At 71.0% G+C, this 19,251-nt stretch carries 19 protein-coding genes and 1 riboswitch; of the genes, 12 read left to right on the top strand and 7 right to left on the bottom strand.

Translation table 11 applies throughout. The features are described 5' to 3' along the window. The first annotated feature begins 8 nt into the window (after positions 1-8). Positions 9-812 carry a VOC family protein gene (locus tag ACFSE6_RS07760; RefSeq protein ID WP_388004582.1) on the top strand — a complete coding sequence of 268 codons (804 nt, stop codon included), beginning with the start codon at positions 9-11 and terminating at the stop codon, positions 810-812. Positions 813-838: 26 nt separating this feature from the next. Here ACFSE6_RS07760 and ACFSE6_RS07755 read toward each other — a convergent pair whose 3' ends face one another. From ACFSE6_RS07755 to ACFSE6_RS07735, 5 genes are all read right to left on the bottom strand, one after another. After that, entirely contained in the window at positions 839-1,726 is an 888-nt protein-coding gene (locus ACFSE6_RS07755; RefSeq protein ID WP_388004579.1) for an alpha/beta fold hydrolase, read from the bottom strand. 9 nt (positions 1,727-1,735) lie between these two features. After that, positions 1,736-2,323 (bottom strand): TetR/AcrR family transcriptional regulator, encoded by a 588-nt coding sequence (locus ACFSE6_RS07750; protein ID WP_388004576.1) that lies wholly within the window; start codon positions 2,321-2,323, stop codon positions 1,736-1,738. Between the two features lie 53 nt (positions 2,324-2,376). Continuing rightward, positions 2,377-4,005 (bottom strand): ABC-F family ATP-binding cassette domain-containing protein, encoded by a 1,629-nt coding sequence (locus ACFSE6_RS07745; protein ID WP_388004573.1) that lies wholly within the window; start codon positions 4,003-4,005, stop codon positions 2,377-2,379. A gap of 166 nt (positions 4,006-4,171) precedes the next feature. Next, on the bottom strand, positions 4,172-5,221 hold the full coding sequence (locus ACFSE6_RS07740; RefSeq protein WP_388004570.1) for an RNA polymerase subunit sigma-70: 1,050 nt from the start codon (positions 5,219-5,221) through the stop codon (positions 4,172-4,174). Next, a complete protein-coding gene (locus ACFSE6_RS07735) occupies positions 5,218-5,751 on the bottom strand; it encodes a dihydrofolate reductase family protein (RefSeq protein ID WP_388004566.1) in 534 nt (177 codons plus the stop codon). The genes ACFSE6_RS07740 and ACFSE6_RS07735 overlap by 4 nt, the downstream gene beginning before the upstream one ends. Positions 5,752-5,885: 134 nt before the next feature. Continuing rightward, a riboswitch (TPP riboswitch) is annotated at positions 5,886-5,994 on the top strand. A 50-nt stretch (positions 5,995-6,044) separates the two neighbouring features. On the opposite strand from ACFSE6_RS07735, the gene ACFSE6_RS07730 reads away from it, so the two are divergent. From ACFSE6_RS07730 to ACFSE6_RS07715, 4 genes are read left to right on the top strand one after another with little or no spacing between them, the layout of a single operon-like run. Continuing rightward, complete coding sequence (locus ACFSE6_RS07730) at positions 6,045-6,764, top strand: YkoF family thiamine/hydroxymethylpyrimidine-binding protein (RefSeq protein ID WP_388004563.1); 720 nt, start codon at positions 6,045-6,047, stop codon at positions 6,762-6,764. A gap of 5 nt (positions 6,765-6,769) precedes the next feature. Further along, a complete protein-coding gene (locus tag ACFSE6_RS07725; protein WP_388004560.1) occupies positions 6,770-7,381 on the top strand; it encodes an ECF transporter S component in 612 nt (203 codons plus the stop codon). Beyond that, positions 7,378-9,186: an ABC transporter ATP-binding protein gene (locus ACFSE6_RS07720; RefSeq protein WP_388004557.1), complete on the top strand. Its 1,809-nt coding sequence runs from the start codon at positions 7,378-7,380 to the stop codon at positions 9,184-9,186. Before ACFSE6_RS07725 ends, ACFSE6_RS07720 begins: the two co-directional genes overlap by 4 nt. Beyond that, positions 9,183-10,034 carry an energy-coupling factor transporter transmembrane component T family protein gene (locus ACFSE6_RS07715; RefSeq protein ID WP_388004554.1) on the top strand — a complete coding sequence of 284 codons (852 nt, stop codon included), beginning with the start codon at positions 9,183-9,185 and terminating at the stop codon, positions 10,032-10,034. The genes ACFSE6_RS07720 and ACFSE6_RS07715 overlap by 4 nt, the downstream gene beginning before the upstream one ends. Positions 10,035-10,155: 121 nt before the next feature. On the opposite strand, the gene aztD is transcribed toward ACFSE6_RS07715, so the two are convergent. After that, on the bottom strand, positions 10,156-11,577 hold the full coding sequence (gene aztD, locus ACFSE6_RS07710; RefSeq protein ID WP_388004551.1) for a zinc metallochaperone AztD: 1,422 nt from the start codon (positions 11,575-11,577) through the stop codon (positions 10,156-10,158). Positions 11,578-11,714: 137 nt separating this feature from the next. Between aztD and ACFSE6_RS07705 the strand changes: the two genes are divergently transcribed. Next, positions 11,715-12,803: a DNA polymerase IV gene (locus ACFSE6_RS07705; RefSeq protein ID WP_388004548.1), complete on the top strand. Its 1,089-nt coding sequence runs from the start codon at positions 11,715-11,717 to the stop codon at positions 12,801-12,803. 13 nt (positions 12,804-12,816) lie between these two features. On the opposite strand, the gene ACFSE6_RS07700 is transcribed toward ACFSE6_RS07705, so the two are convergent. Beyond that, positions 12,817-13,590, bottom strand: coding sequence for a potassium channel family protein (locus ACFSE6_RS07700; RefSeq protein ID WP_388004545.1), 774 nt, complete (start codon positions 13,588-13,590; stop codon positions 12,817-12,819). 76 nt (positions 13,591-13,666) lie between these two features. Here ACFSE6_RS07700 and ACFSE6_RS07695 point away from each other — a divergent pair, with 76 nt between their 5' ends. The 6 genes from ACFSE6_RS07695 to ACFSE6_RS07670 all read left to right on the top strand — a co-directional run bounded on the left by ACFSE6_RS07695 (position 13,667) and on the right by ACFSE6_RS07670 (position 19,229). Beyond that, positions 13,667-14,362 carry a FadR/GntR family transcriptional regulator gene (locus tag ACFSE6_RS07695; RefSeq protein WP_388004542.1) on the top strand — a complete coding sequence of 232 codons (696 nt, stop codon included), beginning with the start codon at positions 13,667-13,669 and terminating at the stop codon, positions 14,360-14,362. A gap of 194 nt (positions 14,363-14,556) precedes the next feature. Further along, a complete protein-coding gene (locus tag ACFSE6_RS07690) occupies positions 14,557-15,540 on the top strand; it encodes a C4-dicarboxylate TRAP transporter substrate-binding protein (protein WP_388004539.1) in 984 nt (327 codons plus the stop codon). Beyond that, positions 15,537-16,115 carry a TRAP transporter small permease gene (locus ACFSE6_RS07685; RefSeq protein ID WP_388004536.1) on the top strand — a complete coding sequence of 193 codons (579 nt, stop codon included), beginning with the start codon at positions 15,537-15,539 and terminating at the stop codon, positions 16,113-16,115. The genes ACFSE6_RS07690 and ACFSE6_RS07685 overlap by 4 nt, the downstream gene beginning before the upstream one ends. After that, positions 16,112-17,386, top strand: a complete 1,275-nt coding sequence (locus ACFSE6_RS07680; RefSeq protein ID WP_388004533.1) for a TRAP transporter large permease — start codon at positions 16,112-16,114, stop codon at positions 17,384-17,386. The genes ACFSE6_RS07685 and ACFSE6_RS07680 overlap by 4 nt, the downstream gene beginning before the upstream one ends. Positions 17,387-17,401: 15 nt before the next feature. Next, complete coding sequence (locus ACFSE6_RS07675) at positions 17,402-18,160, top strand: SDR family NAD(P)-dependent oxidoreductase (RefSeq protein ID WP_388004530.1); 759 nt, start codon at positions 17,402-17,404, stop codon at positions 18,158-18,160. A 70-nt stretch (positions 18,161-18,230) separates the two neighbouring features. Then, the gene (locus ACFSE6_RS07670; RefSeq protein WP_388004527.1) at positions 18,231-19,229 is read left to right on the top strand and encodes a hypothetical protein; all 999 of its coding nucleotides are present in this window, start codon (positions 18,231-18,233) and stop codon (positions 19,227-19,229) included. The last annotated feature ends 22 nt before the right edge of the window (positions 19,230-19,251 follow it).

Here is a 19,251-nt window from a genome sequence, read left to right as displayed (position 1 = left end):
AGGAGACCATGGCGGTCAGGTCCGTTGTCGTCAACACACTCGACGTCGAGCGCGCGGTCGCGTTCTACCGGGATCTGCTCGATGCGCGTCTGATCGGGGAGGCAACGAGGCACGGCGCCGATCTCGATCTCGTGACCGCGACGCTGCACCTGCGTGCGCTCGGCGCACGCGGCAAGGCGTCGACATGGGATCCGGACGATCTGCAACGCGGGTTCCGTCACATCGGACTGAAGGTCGACCGGGTGGATCCGTACGCCGAGCGCCTGGCGGATGCCGGCGTGCCGTTCCATCTCAAGCCGCTGGACGCCGTCGGTGGCGTGCGGATCACGTTCTTCTACGACCCGGACGGCACACTCCTCGAACTCGTCGAGGGTGACGTGCAGTACAGCGACGTGCTCGACGCCGAGGCCGTTGCGGCGGAGCGGGCGCTCGGCCCGCCGGAACGGCCACGTTTCGACCACGTCGCCCTCACGGTCGCCGACGCGCAGGCTGCTGGCGAGCGGTATCGCCCGCTGGGATTTCGCCCAGCGGGGGCGCTCGAGCAACCGCAGGACTCGCGGGGTTTCCGCATCACGTATCTGCACGCGTCCGGACCCGGTGTGTTAGAGGTCTTCACCTACTCGGCGCAGACGCATCTGCGCCGGCCGCAGCTCGAGGCACCTGGGTTCCAGGCCGTCGTCCTCACCGAGAGCGTGGAGTCGCTGGACGGGTTCACCGAGATGTGCGGGTCGTGGGAGCTCGACCGGCTCGGTCTCGACGGCCTGGCGCTGTATATCGACGACGACGGACTGATCGTGGGCGTCGAGCGTTAGCCCTCTGCGTCTGCGACGCCCGTCCCTTACCCGGCCACGAACTCCACGACCCGCTCGATCACGCTCTGGTCGCGCAGGATCCGCTGGTGGCCGAGCCCGTCGGTGGTGACGAGGTCTGCCGAGGGCCAGGCACGGGCCAGGCGCTCGGCCTGCTCGTACGGGACCTCCTTGTCACGGCGGTCGTGCACGATGAGCGTCGGTGGGACATCGCCGTAGGTCGACGGGTCGAAGTCGCTCAGCGGCCGCCCCGCCAGGTTCTCGATGCGATCGATCAGCGCCGCAGTGGTCCGCCGGCCGAAGCCCAGCAGCTGCGCGGTGCCGCTGACCGAGACCATGGCGTCCACCGACGGCGCGACACACACCAGCCGGCCGACACCCAGTCCGTCCCGCAACGCCACCACCGAGGTGGCACAGCCCAACGAGTGCGCGATCACGGCTTCGGGTTCCCCGTGCACCGCCGAGACCGCGGCGAGCGAACGCGCCAGTTCCAGGGCATTGCCGCGGCCTGGTCCCAGGCCGCCGGGGTCCGACGAGCCGTGGCCCGGTGCGTCGAAGGCGACGACCGTCCGGCCCGCGCGGACGAACGGGTCGACGAACCTGCCGAGCTGACCGCGCCAGCCACCCCACCCGTGAACGAGATAGACGGGCGGCCCTTCGCCCCAGGTCTCGACGACCACGGTGCGGCCGTCGACCGAAACCGCGGACGCCGTTCCCGGGTGCGGACGTTCGTCGCGCCGTCGTCCCCCGTTCCGCGGAAGCGTGGTCCACAGCCGCAACGCCCACCATGACGCAGCCCTCGGCGCCACCGGCTCGAGCACGGCGAAGCCCGCACGGATCGCCGCGAGCTGGATCGTCGGCACAAAAGCACGAACGATCGTGCGCGTCTGGGTACGGCCGGGGTGCATCGTCGTCATCTGGTCCTCTCAGGCGCGTATCGAATCGAGGAGCGCCTCGAAGCTGCACCGGGCGCGCCGCTCGGCCGTCGGATCGCCGAGCAGCCGAGTCCAGTGGTAGCTGGCGAGCATGAGACCGTCGAGATCGAAGGCGAACTGGTCCGGGTCGGCGTCGGAGCGGAAGTGCCCCTCGGCGATCCCGGTGCGGAACATCTGCGCGATCGAGTCGTACAGATCGCGGTGGTCCTGGGCGAGCTGGTCCCGCACCGGGCCGGTCTGCTCGTCGAGCTCGGTGGCGGCCTTCACGAAGAGACAGCCGCCCGGGTCCCGGCGCAGGGCGCAGTCGAGCCACCGCTCGAAGAGCTCGCGCACCCGCGGCTCGCCGCGCCGCGTCGCCAGCGCGGGGCGGATGACCGCGGAGACGAACTTCTCCCGCGCCTGCCCGAGGACCTCGAGCTGGAGGGACTCCTTGGAACGGAAGTGCGCGAAGAGACCGGACTTGCTCATCCCGGTGGCGCGGGCGAGCTCGCCGATGGTCAGGCCGCCGAGGCCGACGCGGTAGGCCGCCTCGACCCCGTGCACCAGAATGCCGTGCCGCGTGGCGGCTCCCTTGGACACGGTGACAAAATAGTACGACCGTGCGATCTAGGGAAGTGGGTGCCGGTGCCGACTCACTCGTCGCCGCCCTGGTGGCCCGGCGAGTCCACGTGCAGGTCGCGTTCGTTCAGTTCTCCCTCGCGCAACTCCAGCACCAGGTCCGGATCCAGACGCCGGAGGAACGTCTCGTCGTGGCTGACGACGAGGACTGCCCCGCGGTAGGCGTTCACGGCACCGACCAGTTGGTCGACGGTCTCCAGATCGAGGTTGTTCGTCGGCTCGTCCAGCACGAGTACCTGGGGCGGTGGCTCCGCCAGAAGCAGGCGCGCCAACGCCACCCGGAATCGCTCACCCCCCGAGAGGCTGCCGAGCCGGTGACCTACAGTGCCGCCGCGGAGGTGGAACCGGGCCAGCCGGTTGCGCAGCTGCCCCTCCGGAGTGTCCGGCGCGGCGTGCCGGACGTTGTCCAGCACCGAGGCGTCGTCGTCGAGGTCGTCCACCCGCTGCGGCAGGTAGCCGACGTGCGGCACGTGGAGCTCGTGGCGGAATCCCGGGAGCAGCCCCTCGGGTGCCGGCGCGCCGATCAGCCGGCGCAGCAGCGTGGTCTTGCCGCCGCCGTTGGGTCCGGTGAGCGCCACGACCTCGAGACCTTGGACGACCCACGACCGCACGCCGTCGCCCACCGTCGCGATCTGCCGGCCCGCAGGCACGCCCGGGTCGGGCAGGTCGATCGTGACCGACGTGTCCTCGCGGACTCGGCGCTCGGCCGCCTCCAACGCGGACCGCGCGGCGGACTCCTTCTGCCGCACCTCCCCGCGAAGCTTGCCCGCTGAGACCTGGGCCTCACGGTCCCGCAGCTTCATGATGATGCGCGGCCGGCGTTTGTTCTCGTAGTCCGTTCTCGCATACCGCTGCCGTCGGGCCAGCTTCGTCTCGGCCTCGATCCGTTGCCGCTTCTCCTTCCGCAGGGCCTTGGCGGCGTCCCGCTCGGCCTGCGCCGCCGCGGCCTGTTCGGTCTCGAGCCAGGAACGCCAGGCCGAGTACGGCCCGCCGAAGACGGTCAGCTCGTTGTCGTAAAGCTCGACCGTCTCATCCATCAGGTCGAGCAGCGTGACATCGTGACTGACGACCACGAGCGCTCCGCGCCATGTGCGCACCATGCCGTAGAGGCGCTCGCGCGAGTCGCGATCGAGGTTGTTCGTCGGCTCGTCCAACAGCGTGAGGGGCGCGCGCCGCAGCCGCATGCCGGTGACGGCCGCCAGCACCACCTCGCCACCGGAGAGCGTCCCGACGGCGCGGTCCAGCGCGTCCTCGGGCAGTCCGGCCTCGGCCAGCGCCGCCCGGGCACGGGCCTCGATGTCCCAGTGGTCCCCGACGGCGTCGAAGAGCGCCGGGTCGACCTCACCGGATTCGATGGCACGGACCGCGGCGAGCGGTGCGGCGATCCCGAGCAGCTCCGGCACCGGCCGGGTCACGTCCAGGGTCAGTGTTTGGGGCAGGTAGGCCACGGCCCCGTCCCGGCAGACGTGTCCGGACGTCGGCGTGAGTTCGCCGGCGGCCAGCCGCAGCAGCGTGGTCTTGCCCGAGCCGTTCCGGCCCACCAGTCCGGTGCGGCGGTGGCCGAAACTCCCGCTCACGTCGGTCAGCGCAGGGGTACCGTCCGGCCAGCGGAACGAGACGCGGTCGAAGGTCAACGTAGACATAGGAGTCCTTCCGGTGTGTGCGGAGCACTGACACCGGGCGCGACCGAGAAGTCGGTGCGCGGGACTGCAGCCCTGAGGTGGGGCGTCGCCGGGTCAGCGCGTGGGCGCGGCAGCGAACGCAAGCTCCACCGGTCACTCCAGACCTCGACAACAGGGCGCTCGCACATTAACGGGGACGTGACGCCTGGCGCCACCCCATTTTTGGCGGGATCGGCGGCAGGCCGAGCCTGGCGAACAACTCCGCACCGAAGGTCGAGATCTCCAGGACGCGTCCGTCCCGGACACGCAAAGCGTTCAGGGAGAACGTCTCCCATTCGCGTGCCCCCCGCCCGCGGATCCACGAGGCGATCCCGACGTCGCCGTTCAGGGCCACCGGCCGCAGGATCATCTCGGGTGCGTCGTCGGTGTGCAGAATCGGTGCCCACCCGTCGAGGACAGTGTCCACACCGCCGTACCAGACGACGTCGTCGGTCATGTTCCCGCCCGCCCACGGGGCGTGACTGACCTGGACCTCGGTGTGCAGCAGCCGGGCGATGCGTGCGTCGTCGGCCGACTCGATCGCCGCGATGTACTCCTCCACCAGCGGTCCGGCACGCTCGCCGGCGTCCCATCGGTCCGGATCGACCCCGAGCACGTCCCGCATCCTCGCGCGGGCACGCTGCACGGCGCTGTTGACCGCCGCCGGTGATGTCTCCAGCGTCTCGGCACACCGGTGCACCGGCCAGTCGAGTCCGTCCCGCAACAACAAGGCCACACGCTGGCGTGGCGGGAGGAACTGGACCGCGGCGACGAAGGTGAGGCGGACGGTCTCACGCGCGAGCGTCCGGTCCTCGGGTCCGGGCGCCCGCTCCGCAGTGCCGGCGGCCAGGCCGACCGCCTCATCCGTGTAGGGCTGCAGCCACGGAACGGCTACCTGGGCCGGGACGCTCGGGAAGTCCGACGCCGGGACGTGGGGACGGCGTTCCCGCGCCCGGCGCCGTAGATGGTCGAGGCAGGCGTGGGACGCGATCTGGTACAGCCAGGTGGTCAGGGACGAGTTGCCTCGATAGGTCTGCCAACCACGCCAGGCCCGTAACGCCGTCTCCTGAGTGAGGTCGTCGGCGTCGTCGAGGTTGCCGACCATCTGGTAGCAGTGCAGCCTCAGCCGCGGCCGTTGCCGGGCGAGTTCGGCCTCGAGCGCCTCGCGGCGCCCCGTCTTCTTCCCGGGGCCTGTCACGCCGACCTCCGGTAGGTCAGGTGCATCACGCCGTGCGGCAGCTCGCGAGCAGCTCCGAGGACCAATCGCGATTGGCCGACGCCGGCGTCGAAGAGCCGCTCACCCGTGCCGAGAACGACCGGGTCGAGATAGAACTGCATCTCGTCGACGGCGTCGATGGACAGGAGTGCCCGGGTCAGGCGGGTGGCGCCGTACACGCCGACCGTCAGGCCACGGCGCTCGACCTCGGCGACGGCGGTGCGCGCGTCGGCGGCGATGACCTCGGCCGGTTGGTAGCCGACTTCGGCGGTCGAGGACACCACGAACTTGTGCAGGCTGTTCGTCTCGTCGGCCAACGGGACCTCCCCGTCCTGGTGTGGCCAGTAGGCGGCGAACTCGTCGTATGTGCGCCGTCCGATGAGGTGGCCGTCGAGGCGAGCCAGCTGGCTGCGCATGACGTCGTACTGCTCGTCCGACGCGAAGGACGCGTGCCAGTCTTCCGGAGCCTGGACCACGCCGTCGAGCGTGATGAAGTGACTGGTGAGGATCATCGATCCGACCTTTCTCGTGGGGGCCGCCGTTCGGCCCGTCACAGTGATAGACGTCCGAGCGGTGGGTCAGTCATCGGTGCGCCGGTCCGGGATCCGAGCCGTGTGGACAGTCGCCTGCCGTGTGGCTAAGTTCGACGTGACCCCCGGGGAGCGCCGAGAAGGCGCTGAGAGTGCGGAACGTCCGCAGACCCGTACACCTGATCCGGTTCGCACCGGCGTAGGGAGCAGGGCACCCGCCGTCGCCTGCGACGGCGAGTCTCGACGTACCCGCGGGCCCGAGAAGAGGGACCGTGATGACCACACAGACTGACGCGACGCCACCGACCGAACCGACCGCGCCGTCGGACCGGTCCTCGAGCGTGTCGACCACCCGTGGCCGCCGGCCGGGAGCTACCCCGGCCGAGCTCGGGATCGGCATGAGGTTCAGCATCCATCCGCACACCGATGCCTTCGTCGACGTCATCCTCGGTGCGCTGGCCGACGTCGAGGAGGCCGGGTTGGCCCACGGCCTCGTCCTGGAGACCGATGAGGTCAGCACCTATGTCGGTGCGCAAGAGGCGCCGGCCGAGCAGCGACTCGCGGACTACCTGACCGCCGTCCTCGCCGCCGCCTCGCGCCGGTCCGGCGGCGGGCACGTGGTGGCGCACGCGCTGTTCTCGCGGGGCTGCCCCGGCGAGCTGGCGTGTGACCTGTCCGTGACCGGCCTGCCGGACCCGGCGCCCGTCGAGCTCGAAGCGACCGGCATCGCGGCCGCTGCACAGTGGTCGCTGTACCCGCTGCTCGACGGTGGCGACCCGGACGACCACATGACCCACATCGAGGAGGCCATCGCCGCGGCGCACCGGCGAGGGACCGGCGCGAGCCCGAACCACTACGCGACCAAGCTCACCGGTGACGTCTCCGAGGTGGTCGCGACGGCGGTCGACGCCTGGTCGCAAGTCGGCGCACACGTCCCGCACGTGGTCACGCACCTGACGATCTCGGTGGGCTCGCCCTCGCAGGCGGAGGGCTGACGGCGATGCGCACCGACACCTCCGGCCCGCGTCTGTCCCGGCGTCCGGCCTGGACCATGCGCGACCTCGTGCTCATGGTCGTCCTCGGCGTCGTCTTCGGGTTCGTCTACTGGGTGCTCGTCCAGGCCTGGAACGGTCTGGCGGTCCTCATGGGGCCCGCTGGCGATCTCTCCCAGCATCTCCTGCTCGGTGGCTGGTTGCTCGTCGCCCCGATCGCGATCGCGATCATCCGGCGCCCCGGTGCCGGCATCGCCGCCGAGATCCTCGCCTCGGTGATCGAGGTGGTCTTCCTCGGCTCGCCCGTCGGGCCCACGCTCATCATCTCTGCGGCGATCCAGGGCTTCGGCAGCGAACTCGCCTTCGCTCTGACCCGCTACCGGCGCTACGGCTGGGGCGTCTTCGCCCTCTCCGGCCTCCTCGGCGCGGGCCTGGTCTTCTTCTTCACCGCGTTCCGCTCCGGGTGGTACGGGCAGGACATCTTCGCCCTGCGACTGGTGATGCAGTGCGTCTCCGGCGTCGTCCTCGGCGGCCTGCTCGCCAAGGTGATCGTCGACGCGCTGGCCCGGACCGGCGTCGTCGACAACTTCGCCATCGGGCGCGCCGCCGCGCGGTCATGAGGACCACGCCACCGCCTGACGTCGTCGACCTGGTCGGCGTCACGGTCTCCTTCCCGCGGCGGGACGAGCCGGTCCTGACCGACCTCACCCTGCGGCTCAGCCCGGGCGAGCAGGTGGTGATTCTCGGTGCGTCGGGTTCCGGCAAGTCCACGCTGGTGCACACGATCACCGGGGTCGTTCCGCACACCGTCCACGCTGAGCTCGCCGGCGAGGTGACCGTGGCCGGGACGACGACGGAGGAGACCACCGTGGTCGAACGCTCCCGGCACCTGGGCATGGTCGCCCAGGACCCCTCCTCGTCCGTGTGCCTGCCCGTGGTCGAGCAGGAGCTCGCCCTGCCGTTGGAGAACCACGCGGTCGAGCCGGCGGCGATCGACGGGCGGATCGGCGCGGCGCTCCAGGCGGCCGGCGCCGCGCACCTGCGCACGCGCGCCACCGCAGCCCTCTCCGGCGGGGAGTCCCAGCGTGTCGCGCTCGCGGCCGCACTGGTCACCGAACCGGACGTCCTACTGCTGGACGAACCGACCTCGATGCTCGATCCCGACGGCGTCGCGGCAGTCCGCGAGGCACTCGGCCGGGCTGTGGAGACCTACCGGCCGGCCGTGATGCTGGTCGAGCACCGGCTGGACGAATGGGCCGGGGGCGCGGGCACCACGGGTCTGCCCGGCCGCGCGCTGGCGCTCGACGAGACCGGACGGGTCATCGCCGACGGGCCGACCGACGTTGTGCTGCGCGACTGTGCGAGGGACCTGCACGCCGCGGGATGCTGGCTACCGCTGGACGCCGAGCTGCAGGCGCTGACCGGTGCCGACGGCGGGCTCGCCCACCCCGAGAACGTCGCCTACCTGGACTCGCTGGTGACCTCCCCCGGTCCGCGACTCGTCAATGATGTGCCGACTCGTCAATCCTGTGCAGGACCTGACGTGTCACCGCACGGGGCGAACCGCGCTCCAGCGGGAGCGCATGGCGACGCTTCAGCGGGAGCGCCTGGCGTGCCGCTGCTGGCCGCCCGGGACCTCGCCGTCGCACGTCCGTCGCCGCGACGACGCCGGAAGGATCCCCGGCCGCCGGCGCTGCTCACCGGGGTCGACCTCGAGGTGCACGCCCGTGAGGTGGTCGCGATCCTCGGCGCGAACGGCGTCGGGAAGTCGACGCTGCTGCTCACGCTCGCCGGCCTCCTGCCGCCACGGTCGGGCACGGTCGACGGGCCACGGCCCGGCATGGTGTTCCAGAACGCCGAGCACCAGTTCGTCGCGAACACCGTGCGTGGCGAGATCGCGCACGGGCTGACGACCGGCACCGACGAGGACACGGACCGGATCGTCGAGCGCCAGCTGCGCCGGCACCGCCTCACCCACCTGGCGGACCAGAACCCCTTCCGCCTCTCCGGCGGGGAGAAACGGCGCCTGAGCCTGGCCGCCATGCTCGCGCACGACCGCCCGGTCCTGCTCGCCGACGAGCCCACGCTCGGCCTCGACCGCCGCGACACGATCGCCACCGCGGCCACGCTCCGCGAGGTCGCCGGCAGCGGCGGCGCCGTCGTCCTGGTCAGTCACGACCTGCGAACAGTCGCCGGGCTTGCGACCCGCGTCGTCCTCCTCGGGCCCGGCGGCCTGCTCGCCGACGGCACCACGGCCGAGGTCCTCGGCGATGAGACGGCCCTTGCCCGCGCCGGCCTGCGGCTCCCGGCGCTGGTGTCCTGGCTGGTCAGCCACCACCCGCATCGACTCAGGACCGTGTTGACCCGACTCGACGATGCGGTGCCCCGCCGAGAGCAGCCGATGACGCCTTCGGTGCGGCGATGAGCGCCGAGACAGGTGCCACCTCGATCCACGTCGACTCACCGCTGGCGCGTCGCAACCCGGCCGTCAAGCTCGGCCTGCTGACCGCGGTCTCCCTGGTGGCGGTCTTCCTGCTGGACCCGGTCACGCCCGCCGTGCTCTACGTCCTCGCGCTGGCGGCCGTGGCCGCATCGGTCCGGGCGCCCGCGCGGACCCTGGCGCTGGCGCACATCCCGTTCGCGCTTTTCGCCGTCGGCATCCTCGTGGTGAACGTGCTGACCCGCCCCGGGACGGTGCTGTGGCAGGCCGGACCGCTGCGCGTGACGGCCGAGGGTCTCGAGATCGGCGCCGCGCTCGCGATCCGCACGTTGCTCATCGGCGTGCTCGCCGTCGGGTTCCTGCTCTCCACCGACGGCGTCGCCCTCATGACGAGCCTGCACCAGAACGTCCGCCTCGGCCCGCGCCTGACGTACGCCGTCCTGGCCGGTTATCGCATGCTGCAGGAGATGCCCCGTGAGTGGGCGACCATCCGGGCGGCGCACGCCGTCCGAACGGGCGAAGGTCGTGGCGCACGGGTCCCCGGCCACCGCGAAGACCCCGGCAACCGCGGTGCCCCTGTCCCACGCGGCCCGCGGCACCTGGCCGGGGTGGTCTTCGCGCTGCTCGTGGTCTCGGTGCGCAAGGGCGAACGGATGGCGCAGGCGCTGGAGGCCCGCGGCCTCGGCCTCAGCCCGCGATCCACCTGGCGGCCGGTGCGGGTGACGCGGGCCGACTGGCTGATGGTGGCCACGGCCGCCGCCGTCGTGGCGGCGGTGATCGGGGCCAGTGCGTGGCTCGGCCAGCTCGACGGGCCAGCGGTGCTGTTCGGGTGATGCCCGCGGGCCGCGCCGCCCGGAAGAGTCCCGCACGACGCGATCGAGCCCCCGGTGTGCTCTGTGCAGCGCAACCGGGGGCTCGATGGAGCGTCAGGTCCTCAGGTCTCGACCGTCCGGATCAGTGGTCGTGGTCCTCCTCGGCGTGGTCTTCCTCGCCGTGGTCGTGCCCCTCGTGACCCTCCTCGCCGTGGTCGTGCCCCTCGTGGCCGCCGTCCTCACCGTGCTCCTCGGGCGGGAACCCGGTGCTCACGGCGAGCTCGTCAGGCGTGTGTGGGAGGTCGTAGCTCTGCACCACCTCGCCGGCGCTGAGGTCGACGGCGTGGACCTGGTCGGTCGCCGGCTCGGTGACGTAGGCGATGGAGTCGGCGACCCGGACGGCCGGGCGAGCCTCCTGCCACTCCACCGGCTCCTCCCACTCCTCGACGACCGGGATGGAGGCGGTCTCCTCGCCGGTCTCCTCGTCGATCACGCGCAGCGCGCCGTCGGTGGTCAGGACAAGAGCCTCGCCCTCCGGGCCGCGGGCCAGGGAGCGGAACGAGTAGCTCGCGCCGAGATCGACCAGTTCGAGCGACGCGTCACCGCTGTCGATCAGGGCGATCCGCTCCGGACGCTCCAGCTCGGCGTCCGCGTCGACCTTGTAGTCCCCGAGCACGATGGGGGAGTCCGGGGTGCCGAAGAGATTGCCGCTGCGGGCGTACTCGTCCTGCACCGGCACCTTGACGAACTCCTCGCCGTCGAGGACCACCGGACCGTTCTCACAGCCGAAGACCACCCGGTCGTCGGCCGCCGCGGCCTCGCCGTGCACGCCGGGGCAGTCGTCGGTGGCGGTGACCTCCTCACGGTCGGCGTCGAGCATGCGGACGCCCGAGCGGGAGTCCTCGTTGCCGTCGGTGACGACGAGCCGATCGTGCAGCGGCACCGCCACGCCGTGGTGCGCCTCTGGTGCCGTCCACGTGTCGGCGATGAGATCGCCGGCGTCGGTGGCCTCCCCTTCCGCGAGGTCGGCCGGATCGAAGAAGGTGACCTCGCCGGTGCCGTCGGCGAACAGCGCGGTGACGCCGTCGTGCGTGACGACGTGGCCGGCGTGGTCGGCCGGGAAGACGAGGTTCGTCAGCGATGGATCGGACTCGTAGTAGTGGTAGTGGTCTCCGTGCGCGACGGCGGACAGTCCCGAGTCGTACGCCTGGAACCCGTCCGGGGTGGTCACCAGCACGTGCCGACCGTCTCCGGCCTGGTTGACACGCAGGTACCCCTCGAGCTCGACGTCGTCGACCACCTCACCGTTCCCGGTGTCCAGGGTCATGACGCCGCCGTCGTACGTCAGGACGATGCGCGGGTCGAGCGTGGCGACTTCGACCTCCTCGCCGCCGGACTCTTCACCCGACTCTTCACCCGCGGATTCGTCGGCCGCGTTCTCGGTGCCCGCGCCCGCCTCCTCGGCGTCGTCGGAACCGGATTCTGGGCTGCCGCACGCGGCAAGGGTGAGAGCGACGGCGAGAGACCCGACCGCAAGGGCGGGACGCCGGCTGAGCAGGGACATGAGCGATGAACTCCTCGGGGAGGGGACGGATCGGACGCACCGCGCGGTGAGCCTGAACCGTACGTAGTGATAATCGTTATCGTCAAGTTCCGGATCAGACGCATGACAGGTCGGCCCGAACCCGCGAGACTTCGGCTATGAGCGCGGCCGCTCGTGCCTGGGTGCTGCACGTGGACCTCGACCAGTTCCTCGCCGCCGTCGAGGTGCTGCGCCGTCCCGAGCTGGCGGGACGGCCGGTCATCGTCGGTGGCCGCGGTGACCCCAGCGAGCGGGCCGTCGTCTCCACCGCGTCCTACGAGGCGAGGGAGTACGGAATCCGCTCCGGTATGCCGCTGCGCATCGCGGCTCGCAAGGCGCCGGAGGACGCCGTCTTCCTGCCGGTCGACTTCGCTGTCTACGAGCGCGCCAGTGACGAGGTGATGACGGCGTTGCGGGAGATCGAGGGCGCTGTCGTCGAGATCCTCGGCTGGGATGAGGCGTTCCTGGGTGTGTCCACCGCCGAACCGGAGGAGCTCGCTCGGGACGTCCAGGCCCACGTGCTCGACCGGACGCGGCTGCACTGCTCGATCGGCGTCGGCGACAACAAGGTGCGGGCGAAGATGGCCACCGACTTCGGCAAGCCGCGTGGCGTCTTCGTGCTCACCGAGGACAACTGGTTCGAGGTCATGGCGGCGCGCCCCACGCGGGCGTTGTGGGGCGTCGGATCCAAGGTGTCCAAGCGGCTTGCGGCGCGCGGGATCACTACTGTCACCGAGCTTGCCGCGGCCCCGGTCGCGGACCTCGTGGCCGAGTTCGGGCCGCGGATGGGCCAGTGGTACCGGGACCTCGCGCACGGTCGCGGCCCCGCCGTCGTCGACGACACGCCCTGGGTCGCCCGCAGCCACAGCCGGGAGACCACGTACCAGCAGAACCTCACCACGCCGGAGGAGGTCGACCGCGCGGTCCGCGCCCTGACCGACCAGGTGCTCGACGACACGGCCGCGGAGGGCCGCCCGGTCTTCCGCGTCCATCTCAAGGTCCGGTACGCCCCGTTCGAGACGCGGACGATCGGGAAGAAGCTTCCGGCACCGACGGCCGAACGCGCCGATGTCCTCGACGCCGTGCTCGCCCTGACCCGCCGCCTCGCCCCGGACCGAGAGGTGCGTCTGCTGGGCGTGCGCGCGGAGATGACCATGCCCGATGACGGCGACACGGCCGAGCGCACACCGGTGCGTGGGCGGATCTGACGGCCGGCCGGCGTCAGTCGCTGCGCGCCGACCGCAGCTCCTCGCGCAGCGCGCGCACCTCGGCGGCGAGTGCGTCCACCTGCTTGCGCGTCGCCGCCTGGTCCTCGTCGGTCAGCTCGGAGACCTTCTCCACCAGCCAGGAGGCGAAGGTCGCCGTCACCACACCGAGCAGGGCGATCCCGCCGAACATGAGGGCGACGGCGATCGCCCGGCCGGTGCCCGTCACCGGATAGGCGTCTCCGTAACCGACCGTCGTCATCGTCACCACGGCCCACCACAGCCCGTCCCCGACGGACTGGATGGTCGCCTCCGGATGCCCGCGTTCCGCGTCGGTGATCGCCAGTCCGCCGCACAGCACGAGCAGGATCGTCCCGCCGGCGAGGTAGGTGACCACCCGGCCGCGCAGTTGGTGCGAGCCCGCGCGGTTGAGGATCGTCAGCAGAGTCACCAGGCGCAGGAGCTGCAGCGGCCGCAGCAGCGGCAGCACGATGATCGCCAAGTCGAAGAGGTGCTTGCGCACGTACTCGCGCCGGCGCTCGGCCAGATGGACCCGCACTGCGTAGTCGACCGCGAAGAGCACCCACACCAGGCCCGCCACCACGGTGCAGACGTTGCCCAACCACGCTGGGATACCCGGCTCCATGATCGGCAGCGCGTAGGCGGCGAGGAAGAGGAGGGCGGCGCCGGCGAGCGGCCACTCGGTCCGGGACTGCCACTGGTCCACCCGGCTCGGCGCCTCGGCACCAGGGGCGCTCGCGGTGCCCCCCTCGGTCAGGTCTGGGTCCATGGGTTCGATGATGGCAGCGCATGACGACGGCGTAGAGTCCCGGCGAGTCCCGACGATCCGGCCAGGAGGAGCAACGATGCCGGCGAGCCCGCTGCACCATCGCGTCGCCGACACCCTGGGGCGCCGGGTGGCCGGCGGTGAGCTGCCGGCCGGGAGCGTGGTCAACCTGGCCGGGCTCGAGAAGGAGTTCGGCGTCTCGCGCACCGTCGCCCGGGAGGCGATGCGGCTGCTCGAATCGCTCGGGATGGTCGAGGCGCGTCGTCGGGTCGGCCTGATCGTCGCGGACGCCTCGCGTTGGAACGTGCTCAGCCCTCAGGTGATCGAGTGGCGCCTGGCCGGCCCTGGGCGCGACGCACAGCTGCGTTCCCTGCTCGACCTGCGGGTCGCCGTGGAGCCCACGGCCGCACGGTCGGCGGCGGTCCACGCCTCCGGCGCCGAGCGCCGCCACCTCGTCGAACTGGCCGATCGGCTGCACACTCTGGGGGAGCGGGGACTGGGGCAGAGCGAGGAGTATCTGCGCACGGACGTCGAGTTCCATCAGACGATGCTCCGCGCCAGCGGGAACGAGATGCTGGCCGCCCTCGACCAGGTGGTCAAGGCGGTGATGGTGGGTCGCACGCGACTCGGCCTGTCGCCGGATGTGCCCGTCGCCGAGGTCCTCGACCACCACCGGACCACGGCCCGCGCCATCGAGGAGCACATGCCCGAGGCTGCGGAGATCTACTCCCGGCTCCTCGTCGCGCGCGTGCGTGCGGAGTTCGTCCTGCCGTAACCCAAATGGGAATACTTGTGTGCCGGTGGTGGCAATGGCACGATGTGTGGCCACAGACGACCGTCACGTCGACCGCGCGCGTGCTTCGACAGCTACGCGGGTGCTAAATGGCTAGCTCCCGCCATCTCGCAGGTCGCACGCGCGCGCCAGGCATCCAGAAAGGGCTACTGATCATGCAGCGCCGCAGGTCACGAATGGTGCTATCTATCGGCACGATCGGGGCGGCGACCCTCGTCGCCGCATGTGGGAACGGGGGACCGGGAGGTGGGGACGAGTACACCCTGCGGTTCAATCACGTGCTGGCCGAGAGCGAGCCGTTCCACGAGGGCTTCGAGAACTGGGCGCAGGCGGTCGAGGAGCGCACCGACGGCGGCCTGACGATCGAGGTCTACCCCGCCGCCGAACTCGGCGTGGAGGAGGACATCATCGAGCAGATCCAGGGCGGAGCGAACATCGGTCAGAACACCGACGCCGCACGGCTGGGTCAGTACGTCGAGGAGCTCGCCGTCGTCAACGGCCCGTACTTCGTCGACAACCTCGAGGAGGTCGAGTCACTCGCCGACAGCGAGACGTTGCAGACTCACCTCGAGGCGCTCGAGGAGGAAGGCTTGAAGGTCATCTCCTTCAACTGGGTGCAGACCCACCGCCACTTCTTCACCAACCGCGAGATCAACACCCCCGAGGACCTGAACGGACTGCGGATCCGGACGCCCGGCGCACCGATCTGGCAGGAGTCCGTCCGCGCACTTGGCGCCGAGCCGGTCGCCATGGACTTCGGTGAGGTCTACTCGGGGCTGCAGCAGGGAGCGATCGACGGCGCAGAGCTGGTCTACGCCAACATCCCGGCGGGCAGTCTGCAGGAGGTCACCGACCACGCGACGGAGACCGGTCACATCCTGCTCATCAACTTCGAGGTCGTCAGCGCCGAGTGGTTCGACTCGTTGCCGCAGGACTACCAGCAGGCGCTGGTCGAAGAGGCCGACCGCGCCGGCATGGAGACCTCGCAGACCATGGAGGATCAGGTCGCGGACATCCGCCAGGAGCTGGCCGACGCCGGCATGACGATCAACGAGGACCCGGACGTCGAGGCCTTCCGCGAGGCCGGAGACGCCGCCTACGAGCGCCTCGGGCTCACCGAGGTCCGGGACCAGATCTGGCAGGAGATCGGCAAGGGATGACCGACCGGCCCGAGGACGCCGGCCATCCGGACGACGACGGTAGGCCGCAGCCGGCCGACGACCACGAGGAACCGGCCGAACAGGCCGGCAGCCGGTTCTACCACTGGCTCGGCCGCGTCGAGCTCCGCTTCGCCCAGCTCTGCATCGTGGCGATGACCGTGCTCGTGCTGACCTCCGCCGTCGCCCGCACCATCGGCAGTCCGATGAACTGGACCGTCGACCTCGCCACGTTCACCTTCGCCTGGGCGGTGTTCGTCGGGGCCGACGTGACCTGGCGGCGGAACCGGATGGTCAGCATCGGCGCCGTGGTCGAGCGGCTCCCGGTCCGGGTGCAGGCGGCGGTCGCGGCGCTGAACACGGTGCTCATCGGACTCTTCCTCATCGCCGTCGTCATCACCGGATACACGCTCGCCATCGACGCCGCGGACCGCAGCTTCGACGGCATTCCGGCGCTGAGCTACACCTGGGTCACCATCGCGGTGCCGGTCGGCTGCGCCCTCATGCTGTACACGACAGCGCACAAGCTGGCGGACCAGCTCCGCACGCTGCGCCACGGCGGGGAGGGCCGGTCGTGACGCTGGTCCTCGTCGTCTTCCTCGTGCTGGTCGCCCTCGGTATGCCGGTGGCGTTCGCGATCGGCATCTCCGGCTTCCTGTTCTTCCTCACGCAGAACCTGGACATCTCGATCCCGGCGCAGGTGGCTGTCACCCAGACACAGAACTTCGCCATCCTCGCGATCCCGCTGTTCATCTTCGCGGGGAACTGCCTCAACGAGACGGGGCTGACCCGACGGCTGCTGGACTTCGCCTCCGCGCTCACCGGGCACATGCGCGCAGGACTCGGCCACGTGAGCGTGGTGTCCTCGTTCATGATGGGCGGTGTCACCAGCTCGGCCATCGGCGACGCCACGATGTTCGGCCGGGTCCTCGGCCCTGCGATGCGGGAACGGAGCTATGCGCCCGGCTTCGCCGCCGGTGTCATCGGCACCTCGGCGATCATCACCACCATGGTGCCGCCCGGCACGGGCCTGATCCTGTACGGGACGCTCGGCGAGGTCTCCATCGGCCGGCTGTTCGTCGCGGGCATCGTCCCCGGTGTGCTGATGACCGTCCTGCTCATGGTGGCGGTCGCCCTCACGGCACGTCGCTACGGATACCCGCGTGAACGCGCCGAGCGGGCGTCGGTCGCGCACGTGCTGCGGGCCGGGCTGCGCTCCACCTGGGCGCTGCTCTTCCCCGTCATCCTGATCCTGGGCCTCCGGTTCGGGTTCTTCACCCCGTCCGAGGCCGGTGCGTTCGCCGTGGCCTATGCCCTCGTTGTCGGGGTGCTCTTCTACCGGGAGCTCAGTTGGGCCCGGCTCAGCCGGGCACTGAGCAACACCGTGACCGACGTCGGCATGATCATGCTGCTCATCGCACTCTCCGGCGGATGGGGCTACGCGCTGACCTGGGATCGCGTGCCGCAGACCATCATGGACGCCCTGCTGGGCATCTCCGAGAACCCCACGCTCGTGCTGCTCATCCTCGTCATCGCGCTGCTGGTGGCCGGGATGTTCATGGACTCGACGGTGCTCATCCTGCTGCTGACCACCATGCTGGTGCCGGTCGCGGAGATGGCCGGCCTGGACCCGATCCACTTCGGGATCGTCATGGTGCTCACGCTCACCCTCGGGCTGCTCACGCCGCCGATCGGCATCGTCATGCTCGTCGTCTGCCAGATGTTCCGCACCGACGTGCCCACCTACCTGCGCCAGTCCGTCTACCTGTGGCTCGCGCTGGTCACCCTCATCGTCGTCGTCATTCTCGTGCCGGAGACGACGACGTGGCTGCCCGAACTCATCTACTGACCCGCAGGGGGAGATGTGGACTTCACCGGAAGGGCCGTGCTCGTCACCGGCGCCGGAGCCGGCATCGGGCGAGCGGCCGCGGAACTGTTCGCACGCCGCGGCGCGTCCGTCGTCGTGGGTGCCACGGACCGGTCGGGACGCGGCCGCGAGACGGTCGAGCGCATCACCGCCGGCGGCGGCCGCGCCGTTCTCGCGACCGGTGACGTCGGTGACTCGGCCACCGCGCGGGCTGCGGTGCGGACGGCGCTGACCAGCTTCGGCCGCCTGGACGTCCTGGTGAACAACGCCGGCCTCGCCGCACCGGGCACCGTGGAGACGACGAGCGAGGCGGACATCGACGCCATGCTCACCGTCAACGTCAAGGGCACCGTCCTCATGGCCCGCGCCGCGCTCCCGGCCCTGCGCGAGACGGGTGGGGTGATCGTCAACGTCGGGTCGGTGGCGGCGTTGAAGGGGCACGTGGACCGCGCGGTCTATGCCGCCTCGAAGGGAGCGGTGGTGGCCCTGACGAAGTCGATGGCCACGGACCATGTCGGTGAGGGGGTTCGGGTGAACTGCGTCTGCCCCGGTACGACGTTGACCCCGGCGTTGCAGGCGAAGATCGACCAGGCGCCCGATCCGGCTGCCATGGAGGCGCAGTTCGTCGGTCGTCAGCCGATGGGCCGGCTGGGCACGCCGGAGGAGATCGCCGGCGCCGTCGCCTATGCGGCCTCGTCCGAGGCGGCGTTCATGACCGGATCGGTCCTGGTCATCGACGGCGGCATGACGATGTGACGGCCGCTGCGACCGTTCTGTGACACATGACCTAGTGAAATCGGGCGGGAACGCCCCGTACTCTCGTGGCATGCGCTCAGCCCGGAGCCTGGCCGGCGCCGTCGCCCTCGCGGTCTCGGCCACCATGCTCCTCGCCGCCTGCAGGACCGACCCGGAGGACGGGGCCGGCCCGTCCACGGACGCGCCGCCGTCCTCGGAGTCGCCGACCGCGCAGCCCGACGACGACGGCCCCAGCGGCGGCACCGAGGACCCCACCACCGAAGACCCGTCGACGGAAGAACCCTCGGACGAGAGCGGCGACCCGGATGAGCCGTCGGGAACGCGCGACCCGCTGCCGACCGATGAACCGACCGACGACGACTCGCCGCAGGACCCGCCGAGAACCGAACCGCCGTCGAACCAGGAGCCGACCCCCGAGGACCCGAGCATCGACGGGCCCACGGAGGAGGACGACGGCGGCGGAAGCAGCGGCTCCGTGGAGGACGAGGAGATCACCGGCCCGGACAACCCCGTCGGGTTCGGGAGCACGTACCAGTGGGACAACGGCCTCGCCGTCACCGTCTCCGCACCGCGCGGCCTGGGGAGCGCGGAACCGTCCGGCTTCACCACCACGAACACGTCGACATCGCCCTCGCCGACGGACGAGGACGGCACTGAGGACACCGACGGCACCGGTGATCCCGACGGGACTGAGGACGGGTCCGGCGAGGGACAGAGTGACGCGCCGGACCGCGTCCCGGACTCCGGTGAGTCGACGACCCCGCCGCCGTCGAGCGACGCCCCGGACAGCGAGGTCGTCGTCTTCGACGTGACGATCATCAACGGCACCTCGCAGGACGTCAATGCCGCCGTGCTGGTCTCCATGTACAGCGGAAGCAGCAACGCCTCCGACGAGTACCTCGACCCCGAGGCGGGCCTGACCGGGCCGCCTGACACGACCCTCCCGCCGGGCGAGGAGACGACCTTCTCCGTCGGCTACGAGGTCACCGAACCGGGCGACCTCACGCTCGAGGTCTGGCCGGAGTACTGGTACTGGCCGGCCTACTTCGTCGGCAGCTACAGCGCCTGAGACCTTCGGCGCCCGGATCTGC

This window comes from Georgenia deserti (assembly GCF_042680605.1).
Taxonomy (GTDB): domain Bacteria; phylum Actinomycetota; class Actinomycetes; order Actinomycetales; family Actinomycetaceae; genus Allobogoriella; species Allobogoriella deserti.
The sequence above is the reverse complement of the archived record's forward strand: the minus strand, read 5'-3'. Positions and strand labels throughout refer to the sequence as shown.

Bases quoted from the DNA above. Each gene is read 5' to 3' on its own strand.
- ACFSE6_RS07760 (WP_388004582.1), top strand. From the start codon at position 9: ATGGCGGTCAGGTCCGTTGTCGTCAACACACTCGACGTCGAGCGCGCG.
- ACFSE6_RS07755 (WP_388004579.1), bottom strand. From the start codon at position 1,726: ATGACGACGATGCACCCCGGCCGTACCCAGACGCGCACGATCGTTCGT.
- ACFSE6_RS07745 (WP_388004573.1), bottom strand. From the start codon at position 4,005: ATGTCTACGTTGACCTTCGACCGCGTCTCGTTCCGCTGGCCGGACGGT.
- ACFSE6_RS07735 (WP_388004566.1), bottom strand. From the start codon at position 5,751: ATGATCCTCACCAGTCACTTCATCACGCTCGACGGCGTGGTCCAGGCT.
- ACFSE6_RS07730 (WP_388004563.1), top strand. From the start codon at position 6,045: ATGACCACACAGACTGACGCGACGCCACCGACCGAACCGACCGCGCCG.
- ACFSE6_RS07725 (WP_388004560.1), top strand. From the start codon at position 6,770: ATGCGCACCGACACCTCCGGCCCGCGTCTGTCCCGGCGTCCGGCCTGG.
- ACFSE6_RS07720 (WP_388004557.1), top strand. From the start codon at position 7,378: ATGAGGACCACGCCACCGCCTGACGTCGTCGACCTGGTCGGCGTCACG.
- ACFSE6_RS07715 (WP_388004554.1), top strand. From the start codon at position 9,183: ATGAGCGCCGAGACAGGTGCCACCTCGATCCACGTCGACTCACCGCTG.
- aztD (WP_388004551.1), bottom strand. From the start codon at position 11,577: ATGTCCCTGCTCAGCCGGCGTCCCGCCCTTGCGGTCGGGTCTCTCGCC.
- ACFSE6_RS07705 (WP_388004548.1), top strand. From the start codon at position 11,715: ATGAGCGCGGCCGCTCGTGCCTGGGTGCTGCACGTGGACCTCGACCAG.
- ACFSE6_RS07700 (WP_388004545.1), bottom strand. From the start codon at position 13,590: ATGGACCCAGACCTGACCGAGGGGGGCACCGCGAGCGCCCCTGGTGCC.
- ACFSE6_RS07695 (WP_388004542.1), top strand. From the start codon at position 13,667: ATGCCGGCGAGCCCGCTGCACCATCGCGTCGCCGACACCCTGGGGCGC.
- ACFSE6_RS07690 (WP_388004539.1), top strand. From the start codon at position 14,557: ATGGTGCTATCTATCGGCACGATCGGGGCGGCGACCCTCGTCGCCGCA.
- ACFSE6_RS07685 (WP_388004536.1), top strand. From the start codon at position 15,537: ATGACCGACCGGCCCGAGGACGCCGGCCATCCGGACGACGACGGTAGG.
- ACFSE6_RS07670 (WP_388004527.1), top strand. From the start codon at position 18,231: ATGCGCTCAGCCCGGAGCCTGGCCGGCGCCGTCGCCCTCGCGGTCTCG.